Genomic DNA, 13,945 nt, shown 5'->3' with positions numbered 1-13,945 from the left:
CACGTTGACGCGCCTAGGCTTAAAGCTGACCAACCGTTGGTGAGCCCATGAACGCCAAGCGCCCTGACCGCGCGGCGCCTGCCGTTGAAACGCCCGCGACCGCCGCAAGCCAGACGTACAGTTACTGCAACCTTGAATACACCGAATCGGCCAGCACCGCGCTGGCCGAGGAAGTCGCGTTGGCGATTGCCTATAACGGCATCAGCCAGGCAGTCATGTTGGTGACGCCAACGGATCTTGAAGACTTCATCGTCGGCTTCAGCCTCGGCAGCGGCATCATCGAAGACGCTTGCGATATCTACGACTTGCAACTCAGCGGCTCGGGTTCGGCGCAATACGCGCAAGTGACCATCGCCAATCGCGCCTTCTGGAACCTCAAGCAGCAGCGTCGGCAACTGGCCGGCACCAGCGGTTGTGGACTCTGTGGCGTGGAAGCGGTTGAGCAAGCGCTGCCCGACCTCAAAGTCTTGCCCGGCGCCCCACTGCCCCCGACCGAATGGCTGGACGGCCTGCGCCAGCGCATCGGCGAATTCCAGCCGCTGGGCCAACATTGCGGCGCGGTACATGCGGCGGTGTTCATGAACAGCAACGGCGAATTATTGCTGGGCCGTGAAGACATCGGTCGACACAACGCCCTCGACAAGCTGATCGGTGGGTTGATCCGCCAGAAGATCCCGATCACTGGCGGCCTGGCGATTGTCACCAGCCGTTGCAGCCTTGAATTGATCCAGAAAGTTTTACGCGCCGGCATTCAGACCCTGGTCAGTTTATCGTCGCCCACGGGCCTTGCCGTGCAATGGGCCCGTCGACACAACCTCAACCTCATCCACCTGCCGCAGAAAAGTGCGCCGCGGGTCTACAGCCCCGCGACGGAGAATCAAGCGTGAGTCAACATCGTCAAGCCGACCAGAAACCTGTCCCTCGCTACAAGCCCTACAAAGGCCCAGCCGGTGGCTGGGGCGCGCTGATCAGCGTCGCCCAAGCCTGGTTGACCAGCGATAACGCGCTGAAAAACCTGCGCATAATGCTCAAGACCAACCAGAACGGCGGCTTCGACTGCCCCGGTTGCGCCTGGGGCGATTCTCCGGAAAAGGGCATGGTGATGTTCTGCGAGAACGGCGCTAAAGCGGTGAACTGGGAAGCGACCAAACGCCGTGTCGACGCTGCATTCTTTGCCAAACATAGCGTCACCTCGCTGCTGGAACAGAGCGACTACTGGCTTGAATATCAGGGCCGCCTGACCGAGCCGATGAGCTACAACGCCGAAACCGATCGCTACCAACCCATCAGCTGGGATGACGCCTTCACTCTGATCGCCAAACATCTGCGCGGTTTGTCGAACCCGAATCAGGCCGAGTTCTATACCTCGGGCCGCGCCAGCAACGAAGCGGCGTTCCTCTATCAATTGTTCGTGCGCGCCTATGGCACCAACAATTTCCCCGACTGCTCAAACATGTGTCACGAAGCCAGTGGTGTTGCGTTGGCGCAGAGCGTTGGCGTCGGCAAAGGCACCGTGACCTTCGATGATTTCGAACACGCCGATGCGATTTTCGTCTGGGGCCAGAACCCCGGCACCAACCACCCGCGGATGCTCGAACCCCTGCGCGAAGCGGTGAAACGCGGTGCTCAGGTGGTGTGCATCAACCCGCTGAAAGAACGTGGTCTGGAACGTTTTCAGCATCCACAGCACCCACTGGAAATGCTCACCAACGGCGACAAGCCGACCAACACCGCGTACTTCCGCCCGGCACTGGGCGGCGACATGGCGATCATGCGCGGCATGGCCAAGTTCCTGCTGCAATGGGAGCGCGATGCGCAGAAGGCTGGTGAGCCTGCGGTGTTCGACCACGACTTCCTCAATGAACACAGCGTCAACGTTCTGGAATACCTCGGCATCGTCGACGACACCCCGTGGGAGCAGATCGTGGAACAGTCCGGCCTGAGCCTGGTGGAAATCGAGCAAGCGGCGCGCATGTACGCCAAGGGCAAGAACGTGATCATGTGCTGGGCGATGGGCATCACTCAGCATCGTCATTCGGTGGCGACCATCCAGGAAATCGCCAACCTGATGCTGTTGCGCGGCAACATCGGCCGGCCGGGTGCCGGCCTGTGCCCGGTGCGCGGCCACAGTAATGTGCAGGGCGACCGGACAATGGGCATCAACGAACGTCCGCCGGTGGCGTTCCTCGACGCTCTGGAGCGGCGCTTCCAGTTCAAGGTTCCCCGTGAAAACGGCCACAACGTGGTCGAGGCGATTCACGCCATGGCCGACGGCCGCTCGAAAGTCTTCATCGGCCTGGGCGGCAATTTCGCCCAAGCCACCCCGGACAGCGCGCGTACCTTCCAGGCTCTGGCCAACTGCGACCTGACCGTGCAGATCAGCACCAAGCTCAACCGTAGCCATTTGGCCCACGGTAAAGACGCGCTGATCCTGCCGTGCCTGGGTCGTACCGACATCGATATCCAGGCCGAAGGCGCCCAAGCGGTGACCGTGGAAGACTCTTTCAGCATGGTCCACGCCTCCAACGGTCAGCTTCAGCCACTGTCGAACCAGATGCGCTCGGAGCCTGCAATCATCGCCGGGATCGCCGCCGCAACCCTGGGCAGCAAACCGGTGGACTGGAACTGGCTGGTGGCCGATTACAGCCGCATCCGCGACCTGATCGCCGACACCATCCCGGGCTTCCGGGACTTCAACGAGAAAATCCAGAACCCGGGTGGTTTCTACCTGGGTAACAGCGCCAGTGCACGTCGCTGGAATACCCCATCGAGTCGGGCCAACTTCCGTGCGAACAGGCTGCCCAAACATCTAGTGCATGAGCGCACCCGCGCCACCGGCGTGCTGCCGGACCTGATCATGCAGTCGATGCGCTCCCACGATCAGTACAACACCACGATTTATGGTCTTGATGACCGTTATCGCGGGGTGAAAGGTCAGCGCGATGTGCTGTTCGTCAATGAAGCCGACATCATTCGCCTCGGGTTCAAACCCGGGCAGAAGGCTGACATTGTTTCGATTTGGGATGATGGCCGTGAGCGTCGGGTGAAGGGTTTCACGTTGCTGGCGTTTGATATTCCTGCCGGGCAAGCGGCCGCTTACTATCCGGAAGTGAATCCGCTGGTGCCGCTGGAAAGCACTGGGGATGGCAGCCATACGCCGACATCGAAGTTTGTGGCGATTCGCTTGGAAGCGGCGAGTGAGACTGGGTTGATTTTGGCCAAGTCGGCTTAACGCGGCGTCTGAGCTGACGCCATCGCGAGCAGGCTCGCTCCCACAGACCTGCCAATACATTCGTCAGGCAGATGTTTGCTAGCATTGCGTCTGAATCAATCCAGATCAGACACGAGTGCTCAGCATGCAACTCCCGGACATGAACCTGTTGGTCGCCCTCGACGCCTTGCTCGATGAAGGCAGTGTGGTAGGCGCTGCACGGCGGATGAACCTCAGCCCGGCGGCGATGAGCCGGACGCTGACGCGGATTCGCGAGGCCATTGGCGATCCGATTCTGGTGCGCGCCGGTCGAGGCTTGGTGCCGACGCCCAAGGCACTGGAGTTGCGCGAGCAGGTGCGGGACCTGGTGGAGCAGGCCGCTTTGCTGTTCCGCTCCGCCGATGAGGTGGATCTGGGCAGTTTGCGCCGGCGGTTCAGCATTCGCGCCAATGATTTCTTTGTTGGCGTTTACGGCGGCAAGCTATTTGACACGATGGAACGCCAGGCCCCGCATTGCGAATTGCGCTTCGTTCCTGAGGGCGATGGCGACGACGAAGCGTTACGCGAAGGGCGCATCGATTTAAGCGTCAGCAACAATCGTCCGCTGATGCCGGAAGTGAAGGTTCAGAACCTGTTTTCCACGCACTTTGTCGGGCTGGTGCGTGAAGATCACCCGTTGTTCGACGAAGAAATCACCGCCGAACGTTACGCCGGATTTTCCCATATCAGCATGTCCCGTCGCGGGATCGCCCGCGGGCCGATCGACACAGCGCTCAACGCCTTGGGCCTGGAGCGGCGGGTGGCGGTGATTGCACCGAGTTTCCATGCGGCGATGTTCGCCTTGCCGGATTCCGATCTGATTCTGCCGGTGCCCAAGGAGGCGCTGCTGAGCGTGCGACGCCTGGGCTTGAAACTGCGCTCGTTCACCCTGCCGATTCCATTGCCAACCCTCATGCTGACCCAGGCCTGGCATCCGCGTTTCGACAAGGACCCGGCCCATCGCTGGATGCGTGAAACCCTCAAGACCTGTTGTGACGAGACGTGGTTGGCGGCACAACCAAGCTGAGTTGACGCAACCCCTTGTGGGAGCGGGCTTGCTCGCGAAAGCGGTATGTCAGTCAATATCAATGCTGAATGACACACCGCCTTCGCGAGCAAGCCCGCTCCCACAGGGGATCTGTGTCGTTTCAAAAATTGGCCAGCCATCCGATTTGATTGCTGCATGAAACGCACTTATAAGCTGCCAATAAGTCAATTTTCGTCAGCGTTCCCTCTCCCTAAAATGCTTCGGTATTCCCCTTCCGGAGCTTGCAGTACATGACTTCCCTCACGGTCACGGCGCCTATCGCTGCGGCCAAACCAACGGCCGCCGTCGCGCCACCGGTCTTCGGCCCGCGAATCATCATCGGCCTGGTGGGCGTGTTACTGGCGGTGCTGGTGTCGGGCCTGAACGAGATGGTGACCAAAGTCGCGCTGGCCGATATCCGCGGCGCGTTGTCCATCGGTTACGACGAAGGCACCTGGCTGGTCGCCAGTTACACCGCGACCTCGGTGGCTGCCATGGCGTTTGCCCCTTGGTGTTCGGTGACGTTTTCGTTGCGCCGCTTCACGCTGTACGCGATCAGTGCATTCACCCTGCTGGGTGTGTTGTGCCCGTTCGCTCCGAATTACGAAAGCCTGCTGGTCATGCGCACCTTGCAAGGCCTGGCAGGCGGCGCGTTGCCGCCGATGCTGATGACCGTTGCCCTGCGGTTCCTGCCGGCCAACGTGAAACTCTATGGCCTGGCCGGTTATGCCCTGACGGCAACCTTCGGCCCCGGTCTCGGTACACCGCTGGCCGGGTTGTGGACCGAGTACGTCGGCTGGCAATGGACCTTCTGGCAAATCGTCGTGCCGTGCCTGATTGCCATGGCGGCGGTGGCCTACGGTTTGCCCCAGGATCCGCTGCGGCTGGAGCGCTTCAAGTCATTCAACTGGCGTGGCTTGCTGCTGGGGTTCCCGGCGATCTGCATGCTGGTGATCGGCATTCTGCAAGGCAATCGGCTGGACTGGTTCGAGTCGAGCCTGATCTGTGGACTGCTCGGCGGCGGGTTGCTGTTGCTGGTGTTGTTTCTGATCAATGAGTGGTCGCAACCGATTCCATTCTTCAAGTTACAGATGTTGGGTATCCGCAACCTGTCGTTCGCGCTGTTGACGCTGGCCGGCGTGCTTGTGGTGTTGCTCGCGGTGGTCATCATTCCCTCCAGTTATCTGGCTCAGGTCCAGGGTTATCGGCCGGTGCAGACCGCGCCGATCATGCTGCTGGCGGCGCTGCCTCAGTTGATCGCGCTGCCGTTGGTGGCGGCGCTGTGCAACCTGCGCTGGGTCGATTGCCGCTGGGTGCTGGGGATCGGCCTGAGCATGCTGACGCTGTCTTGCCTCGGTGGTTCGCAGCTGACGTCGGCATGGATTCGCGACGATTTCTATGTCCTGCAATGGCTGCAGATTTTTGGGCAGCCCATGGCCGTGCTGCCGCTGTTGATGCTTTCCACCGGCAGCATCACTCCGATGGAAGGGCCGTACGCCTCGGCCTGGTTCAATACCGTGAAAGGCCTGGCGGCGGTAATCGCCACCGGGGTGATCGAGGCGCTGACCACTGCAAGGCTGCATTTCCACTCGACCATGCTGGTGGACAACCTTGGTAACTCGCCCCTGATCCAAAGCGACAACGCAAGCCTGGCTCACCGACTGCATCAACAGGCCCTAGTGCTGACCTCCTCCGATCTTTATCTATGCATGGCCGGCGTCGCCGTGGCGCTGATCCTGCTGATTTTCTGGCTGCCGACGCGGATCTATCCACCGCGCGCGCCGACTTGAATGCTTCACTGAAACAGAAGGTTTTTATGACGACTCAATCAAAGCAAAAAGTCGCTGTCGGCATTGCCGCAGCGATGGCGCTCGGCGTGTTGATTTACCTGCTGGCGCCGGGCTTGTTCGGCAAGCGTACACAGCAGAGCACCAACGATGCTTTCGTCTCGGCGGACTACACCCGGGTGGCGCCTCGCGTGGCGGGGTTTATCAAGGACGTGCTGGTGGAAGACAACCAGCTGGTCAAGGCCGGACAGCTACTGGCGTTGATCGACGACCGCGATCTACGCGCTGCCGCTGAAGCCGCGGACGCTGAAACCCTGGTGGCCAGGGCGCAGTTGCAGAACGCTCGGGCCACCCTGGAGCGCCAGACATCGGTGATCGCTCAGGCCCAGGCCACGGTGGTTTCGGCGAAGGCTGAAATGGCCTTCGCCGAGCATGAACTGAACCGCTACAACCATCTCGCCGGGGTCGGCGCCGGCACGGTGCAAAATGCTCAGCAAGCACGCACACGCATCGATCAGGCATCCGCTCGCTTGGCCAATGCCACAGCGGTGCTGGCGGCGGAACGCAAGCAAGTGGAGATCCTGACCGCCCAGCGTGATGCGGCCGAAGGTGGGCTGAAGCGAGCGCAAGCGGCGCTGGAAATGGCCAGTTATGAGCTGTCCTATACGCGCATCGTTGCGCCTCAGGACGGCATGGTCGGCGAACGCGCGGTGCGGGTCGGTGCCTATGTCACACCGGGCAGCAAGATTCTGGCCGTGGTGCCGTTGGAGCGGGCTTATGTGGTCGCCAATTTTCAAGAAACCCAACTGACTGACGTACAGCCCGGGCAGAGCGTGCAAGTGCATGTCGACAGCCTCGGCGGCGAAGCCCTGCGCGGCCGCGTGGAGAGCATCGCACCGGCCACCGGCGTGACTTTTGCCTCGGTCAAACCGGACAACGCCACCGGCAACTTCACCAAGGTTGTGCAACGGATTGCGGTGAAAATCCTCCTCGATCCGGGCCAGCCATTGGCCGAGCGGTTGCGGGTGGGGATGTCGGTGGAGGCGAGGATTGATACTGCCAGTACCGGCGAGCATGAGGTCGCGCAACGATGAAGATTTTTGTTGATAGGGCTGACGTCTTCGCGAGCAAGCCCGCTCCCACATTTGATCTGCTGGGTGCCCAAGCTTCATGCATAAAAAGAGATCCAGTGTGGGAGCGGGCTTGCTCGCGAAGAGGCCAGTGGCCTCACATCCCCCTTTATGCCTTGCTGGTCATGAGCCTTTCGGCGTGCACCGTCGGCCCGGACTTCCAAAAACCTCAGCCGCAACAAGTGGCCGAATGGTCCAAACCAGCCAAAGCCGCCGCCAGTCAGATCATTCCCAGCGAAATGGACGAACGCTGGTGGGAAGTATTCCACGACCCGAAACTCTCGGCCCTGACCCAACGCGCCCTGACCGACAACCTCGACCTGAAACTCGCCAGCAGCCGCTTGCAGCAAAGCCGAGCCGCGCGTCAGGTGATCACCGCCGACCGCTATCCCAATACCGCCGCCACCGGCAGCTACGGGCGCAAACGCAACAGCGGTGAAGGCCTGAACGATCCGTCGGGCAACAACGGCGACTCGGCGTTCAACCTGTGGGACGCCGGCTTTTCCGCCTCCTGGGAACTGGATTTCTGGGGCCGTGTGCGCCGTGAAACCGAAGCCGCCGATGCCACGCTGGAAGTGGCGGAAAACGATCGTCGCGGCGTGCTGCTGTCCGTGCTTGCCGAAACCGCTCAGGACTACATTCAACTGCGCGGTGTGCAAAGCACGCGGGCCGTCACCGAGCAAAACCTCGACGTCGCCCGGCACAGTTTGAAACTCTCGCAACTGCGCCTGGCCGACGGCGTGGCGACGGATCTGGACGTCGCCGAAGCCGCTGCGCAAGTCGCGGCCATCGAATCACGTTTGCCGGCGCTGGAGCAGCGTCAGTCGCAACTGATCAACGCCCTGAGCCTGTTGATGGGCGAACCGCCGCAAGCGTTGTCCGCCGAGTTATCCACAGACGCTCCCGTGCCGCAAACCCCGCGTCAGGTCGCCATCGGCTTGCCGTCGCAATTGGCCGAGCGCCGCCCGGACATTCGGCAGGCAGAAGCCCGTCTGCATGCCGCGACCGCCAGCATCGGCGTGGCCAAGGGCGACTTTTATCCGCGAATCACCTTGTCGGGCAACATCGGTTCGCAGGCCCTGCAACTAAGCGATTTCGGCTCTTGGGGCTCGCGTTCGTTCGGCATCGGCCCGCAGTTCAGCCTGCCGCTGTTCGACGGCGGTCGCCTGCGCGGGATGTTGCACCTGCGCGAAGCTCAACAACAGGAAGCGGCGCTGGCCTATCAGCAAACCGTGCTGCGGGCCTGGCATGAAATCGACGATCAGCTCACCGCCTACAACGCCAGCCAACTGCGCCGCGACAGCCTCGCCGAAGCCGTGCGCCAAAACCAGATCGCCCTGCGCACCGCGCAACAGCAATACGTCGAAGGGGTGGTGGATTTCGTCAACGTCCTCACCGTGCAAGGCGAATTGCTGGCGACCCAGCAACAGTGGGTCGAGAGCTCGACCGGGGTGTCGTTGGCGATGGTTGGTTTGTATAAGGCGTTGGGTGGGGGATGGGAGTCGGTGTATCCGCTGGCGGAGACGGCGCAGCGCTGATCTGCGCGCAGAAAAACGAAAAAACCGGCCGGAGCCCAATGCCAGTCAGTTAAGGCGCGGAACCTGTGGGAGCGGGCTTGCTCGCGAAAGCGGCGTATCAGGCGACATCAATGTTGACTGTGCCGCCGTCTTCGCGAGCAAGCCCGCTCCCACATGGATTGCGCTTAACTGACAGGCATTGGGCCGGAGCCGGTTTCTTCACCCTGACTGCCAGCGAATTTAATCGCTGCGTACAAGGTTTAGTTCGGCGAGATTAAGGTGTCAGGTCTACGTCTGCAATCTGTGGCTGTCCGGCTATGGTGTAGGAACCTTCTGGATGATTTGTAAGGCAATTAATACTGAACAGCGAGCACGCTCTTTCAACCAATGATGGCCATCCGCTTGACGCTCACTCCCGCTGTCTTAGACTCCGCTCATCCGTCAGGGAGTTACGGTTATGCGGCGTTTTCGTGTTTGGGTTGCGGGATTAACCTTTGTAACGTGCGTAGTACAGGCGCAAACGCCTGCGCCAGACGATCCGCTGCTGGAAAACAGCGCGGTTGGCGGGAATGCGTCGGCCAGCAGTGAAGCCCGTGGTGTGCTGCGAGCCCGGGATCAGGCGGTGTTGGCCAGCGAGTTGTCGGGGCGGATTGTCGAGTTGCCGTTCAGTGAGGGCGAGTCGTTCAAAAAAGGCGACACCCTGGCGCGGTTTGACTGTTCGGCTTATCAGGCTCAGCTCAATGCGGCTCAGGCCGCCAGCCGTGGTGCTGGTGAAGAACTGGCGCACAACAAACAACTGGCGGCGTTGAATTCAGTCGGGCGCTTTGAAGTGGCGCGGGCCGAGGCCAAGGTTAGCGAGATTCAGGCGCAGTCGCAGGTCTATCAGGTTCAGGTCAAACGCTGCAGCGTGGTTGCGCCGTTTGATGGCCAGGTCGTCGAGCGCAAGGTCAAGCGCTACGAAAGCGTTGCCGCCGGCACGCCGTTGCTGGACGTGGTCGATAACCGCACCCTGGAAATTCACCTGTTGGTGCCGTCGCGCTGGATGGGCAAGCTCAAGCCCGGCCAGACCTTCAGTTTTGTCCCCGATGAAACCGGTCAGCCGCTGGATGCCACGGTCAAACGCCTCGGTGCGCGGATCGACGAAGGCAGCCAGACTTTGCTGCTGGTGGCGGCGCTGCCCAACGCCAACGGTCTGTTGGCCGGCATGAGCGGAACGGCGCATTTCGCGGAGCTCAAATGAACGCCCCGGTGACCGGCGGCGCCGAGCAGGTGTTCGCCAGGTTTCTCGACCTCGAACGCCAGACCCGCGCCGCGCGCACGCCTTCGCAACTGGCTTACAGCCTGGTCAATGACGGTCAGGCGCTGTTCGGTTTCCGCCATGCCGCGCTGTTGATCGCCGGCAAGGTGCAGGCGGTTACCGGTGTCAGTGCCGTGGAACCGAATGCGCCGTTCGTGGCGTTTGTCGAGCAAGCGGTCGCGCAGCTGTTCAAGCTTGAGGTGCTGAAACAGGCGCGGGTGATTGCGCCTGATCTCCTTAGCGAATCGATTCTGGCCGACTGGCAAAGTCTGTCAGCCGCTCAGGTGTTTTGGCTGCCGCTGATCGATCATCAGGGCGAGGTGTTCGGCGGTCTGTGGCTGGCGCGGGATGTGCCGTGGAACCCTTCCGAACAAGTGCTGCTGTCGCAACTGGGCGACACCTACAGCCATGCCTGGCTCGCGCAGCAACCGCGCAAACCATGGCGATTGCGCTGGACGCGCAAGCGTCAGGTGGCGCTGGTTGCCGTGTTGTTGCTCGGGTTGCTGATCCCGGTGCGCCAATCGGTGCTGGCCCCCGCCGAAGTCGTCCCGTTGGGCGGTCGGGTGGTCGCCGCGCCGCTGGACGGGGTGATCGCCGAGTTTCTGGTCAAACCCAATCAGGCGGTGAAAACCGGCGACCTGCTGCTGCGCTTCGAAAGCACCACGCTCAAGGCTCAGGCCGATGTGGCCGAGCGCGCCCTGGGCGTTGCCGAAGCGGAACTCAAGGCCAATTCCCAACGTTCCTTCGCCGATGCCGAATCCAGTTCGAAAATCGATCTGCTGGCGGCGCGAGTGGAACAGAAGCGCGCTGAACGGGATTACGCCCGGGAGCTGCTCAAACGCAGCGAGGTACGCGCCGAGCGGGACGGTATCGCGGTGTTCGCCGACGCCGAGCGCTGGACCGGCAAACCGGTGCAAACCGGTGAACGGTTAATGGAAATTGCCGACCCGAACCAGGCCGAATTGCGCATCGAATTGGCCGTGGGTGATGCGATTGCCCTGGAACCGGGCGCGCAGGTCGCACTGTTTCTCGACAGCGATCCGCTGCAGCGGCACTTGGCCAAACTCGAACGTTCGGCCTACGAGGCGCAGCCCACGGCTGGCGGGCAACTGGCTTATCGACTGGATGCGACGTTCGACGCCGCGCCACCGCGCATCGGCCTGCGTGGCACCGCGAAAGTCTTCGGCGACCGTGCGCCGCTGGCGTTGTACCTGTTGCGCCGACCGCTGGCCGGGTTGCGCCAGAGCGTGGGCCTGTAGATGAGCCTGCCGAGCCTGCGGGCAGACCTGCAATTGTCGGCGGCGGCCCCGGCCCTCGACGGGTCGCCGCGCTGGACCCTGGCCGACCCGGTGCGCGGGCGCTATTTCAAACTCGGTGCGGCGGCGATGCGCTTGCTGCGCCATTGGTCGTTGGGCGATCCCGAGCAAGTGCTGCGTGCCGCCAATCGCGAGCCGGGGCTACCGCTGGATGGCGCGGCGCTTGAGCAATTGCTGGAGTTTTTGCGCGGCCACGATCTGATCAGCGCCCTCGACCCGTCGCAGCGCGCCAGTTATAGCCTGAAGGCCGCGGCCCAGCGCCAGAGCCTGTGGCAAATCCTGCTGCATCAATACCTGTTTTTCCGGATTCCGCTGTGGCGCCCGGACACCTTTCTCAATCGCGCCTGGCCGTGGCTGGAGCGTTTCGGCCCGCGTGCATTGCGCTACGGATTGCCCGCGACGCTAGGGCTCGGGGTGTTTCTGGTGTCACGGGACTGGCAGCGGTTTATCGCGACCTTTCCGCACCTGTTCAGCCTCGGCGGTGCGCTGGCGTTCGCTGTGGCGCTGTTTTTCGCCAAGCTGTGCCACGAGTTCGGCCACGCCTTCATGGCCAAGCGCGCCGGTTGTCGGGTGCAAAGCATGGGCGTGGCGTTCATGGTGCTGCTGCCGATGTTTTACACGGATGTCAGCGACGCCTGGCGGGTTAATGATCGACGTGCGCGGTTGCTGATCGGTGCCGGCGGAGTGCTGGCGGAACTGGTGTTGGCGTGTATCGCGCTGCTCGCTTGGTCACTGCTGCCTGACGGCCCTGGGCGTACTGCGGCGTTCATGCTCGCCAGTGCGACCTGGATCACCACACTGGTGATCAACCTCAACCCGTTCATGCGTTTCGATGGCTACTTCTTGCTCAGTGATTTCTGGGAAGTGGACAACCTTCAAGGGCGGGCCTTTGCCTTGTGCCGCTGGCGGCTGCGCGAGTTTTTGTTCGGCTACGCAGCCCCGGCACCGGAGCCTTGGTCGCCGAAAATGCAGCGGCGTTTATTGATCTGGGGGTATGGCGCGTGGCTGTGGCGCGCGGTGCTGTTTTTCGGGATTGCGCTGGCGGTCTATCACCTGTTCTTCAAAGTGTTAGGGATCTTCCTGATGCTGGTGGAACTGGTGTGGTTCATCTTCCTGCCGATCCTGAGCGAATGGCGGCAATGGTGGAGCCGTCGTGAACAGGCACATGCGCCTCGGGTACTGCTCAGCGGTCTGGCGTTGCTTGGGCTGTTGTTGCTGCTGGCGTTGCCATGGCGCAGCGCGGTGGAGTTGCCGACGATGCTTGAGGCCGGACGCGCCAGCGCCCTGCACGCGCCGGTGGCGGCGCGGGTCAAAACGGTGAATGTGCACGACGGCCAGATCGTCGCTCAAGGTGAGGTGCTGATCGAACTGGAATCCCCGGATCTGGATTCACGCCAGGCCATCGTCCGTCGCGAAATCCAGATTCAGCAATTACAGATGCGTCGTCAGGCCGGCCGTAGCGAAACTGCGGCCGATGCCGGTATCGTCGAACAGCGCCTGGCCGAAGCCGTGGCCGAATATCGGGGCCTGGCCGCCCAGCGCGAGCGTCTGTTATTGCGCGCCCCCCATACAGGCAAGGTGCGCGATCTGCTGCCGCAGTTAACGGTCGGCCGCTGGCTTTCGACCAAAGATCCCTTGGCGCGGGTGGTCGAAGACGGCGCGCGGTTGCGCGGTTATCTGGCCGAAGCCGAACTCTGGCGTGTCGCCCCGGGGGCCAGCGGACGGTTCATCGCCGATGACCCGATGCACCCGGCAATCGCCGTGCAATTGAGCGAAATCGATACCAACGGCGCGGCTTATGTCGATCAGGAAGCGTTGACCTCCGATCACCATGGGCCGATTGCCGTGCGCCGTGACCAGCATCAGCGCGCCGAGCCGGTACAGGCGCAGTACGGCGCGCGGTTGAGCATCCTCGAAAATACGCCGACACCGGTGCAGCCGTTGCGCGGCATTGTGGTGTTGCAGGGCAGCGGCGAGTCGTTGCTGGGCGTTGCCTGGCGACGAATGGCGGCCTTGGGGGTCAGGGAAAGCGGTTTCTAAGGGAGGACAGCGATGGCGAACAGCAACTCAGTGGCAGCGGACGGCCTGGTGGTCAGGCCTTCGCGGACCAGCGATGGACCTTTTCTGCACAGCCTTTACCAAGCGGCGCGGCCGGATCTGCAATGGATCGACGGTGAGCAGGAGGTGGTTGAGCAGGTGGTTGCCCAGCAATTCAAAGTGCAGGAACAAGGGCTGGGGGAGAACTTCCCCAACGCCATGCATTATGTGATAGAGAAACTCGACACGGCCATCGGTGCGTTGACCACCGACTTTGGCCCCAATGAAATTCGCGTGCTGTACCTGGCCTTCATTCCACAGGCCCGAGGCCAGGGTTACGGTCGGACGGTGCTGCAAGGCGTACAGAAAGCCGCGCAACAAATCCGCTGCCCGGTGGCGACGGTGGTCTGGGCCAACAATCCCCATGCGCGCCAGCATTACCTGGCGCTGGGGTTTCAGGTTGAAGAGCGCAACCCGGCGGCGGAGCGGTTGGTGTGGTACCCACAGGGTTGAGCCCGGGGCAAGGTCCCCTCGCCACAGGCTCGCTCCCACAAAAGCTCGATACAGAATTCGAAGAGAACCAC

At 62.1% G+C, this 13,945-nt stretch carries 10 protein-coding genes; all 10 read left to right on the top strand.

The features are described 5' to 3' along the window. Positions 1-47: 47 nt before the first annotated feature. The 10 genes from fdhD (at position 48) to PMI36_RS24030 (ending at position 13,874) form a co-directional block, all read left to right on the top strand. Positions 48-887: a formate dehydrogenase accessory sulfurtransferase FdhD gene (fdhD, locus tag PMI36_RS23985; RefSeq protein WP_008068712.1), complete on the top strand. Its 840-nt coding sequence runs from the start codon at positions 48-50 to the stop codon at positions 885-887. Beyond that, positions 884-3,232: an FdhF/YdeP family oxidoreductase gene (locus PMI36_RS23990; protein ID WP_008068711.1), complete on the top strand. Its 2,349-nt coding sequence runs from the start codon at positions 884-886 to the stop codon at positions 3,230-3,232. Before fdhD ends, PMI36_RS23990 begins: the two co-directional genes overlap by 4 nt. Positions 3,233-3,356: 124 nt before the next feature. After that, on the top strand, positions 3,357-4,277 hold the full coding sequence (locus PMI36_RS23995) for a LysR family transcriptional regulator (RefSeq protein ID WP_007906395.1): 921 nt from the start codon (positions 3,357-3,359) through the stop codon (positions 4,275-4,277). Between the two features lie 251 nt (positions 4,278-4,528). After that, complete coding sequence (locus PMI36_RS24000) at positions 4,529-6,067, top strand: MFS transporter (RefSeq protein ID WP_008068710.1); 1,539 nt, start codon at positions 4,529-4,531, stop codon at positions 6,065-6,067. A 26-nt stretch (positions 6,068-6,093) separates the two neighbouring features. Beyond that, positions 6,094-7,158 (top strand): HlyD family secretion protein, encoded by a 1,065-nt coding sequence (locus PMI36_RS24005; RefSeq protein WP_008068709.1) that lies wholly within the window; start codon positions 6,094-6,096, stop codon positions 7,156-7,158. Beyond that, the gene (locus PMI36_RS24010) at positions 7,155-8,732 is read left to right on the top strand and encodes an efflux transporter outer membrane subunit (RefSeq protein ID WP_008068708.1); all 1,578 of its coding nucleotides are present in this window, start codon (positions 7,155-7,157) and stop codon (positions 8,730-8,732) included. Before PMI36_RS24005 ends, PMI36_RS24010 begins: the two co-directional genes overlap by 4 nt. A gap of 436 nt (positions 8,733-9,168) precedes the next feature. Then, complete coding sequence (locus PMI36_RS24015; RefSeq protein WP_008068706.1) at positions 9,169-9,951, top strand: efflux RND transporter periplasmic adaptor subunit; 783 nt, start codon at positions 9,169-9,171, stop codon at positions 9,949-9,951. After that, entirely contained in the window at positions 9,948-11,267 is a 1,320-nt protein-coding gene (locus tag PMI36_RS24020; RefSeq protein WP_008015170.1) for an efflux RND transporter periplasmic adaptor subunit, read from the top strand. The genes PMI36_RS24015 and PMI36_RS24020 overlap by 4 nt, the downstream gene beginning before the upstream one ends. Then, entirely contained in the window at positions 11,268-13,364 is a 2,097-nt protein-coding gene (locus tag PMI36_RS24025; RefSeq protein WP_008068704.1) for an HlyD family efflux transporter periplasmic adaptor subunit, read from the top strand. A 12-nt stretch (positions 13,365-13,376) separates the two neighbouring features. Next, positions 13,377-13,874, top strand: coding sequence for a GNAT family N-acetyltransferase (locus PMI36_RS24030; protein WP_008068702.1), 498 nt, complete (start codon positions 13,377-13,379; stop codon positions 13,872-13,874). Positions 13,875-13,945: the final 71 nt, after the last annotated feature.

It is taken from the genome of Pseudomonas sp. GM79 (genome assembly GCF_000282495.1).
In the GTDB taxonomy this organism is placed as follows: domain Bacteria; phylum Pseudomonadota; class Gammaproteobacteria; order Pseudomonadales; family Pseudomonadaceae; genus Aquipseudomonas.
Note: the sequence above shows the minus strand (reverse complement) of the source record. Positions and strands in the feature narration are given on the sequence as shown.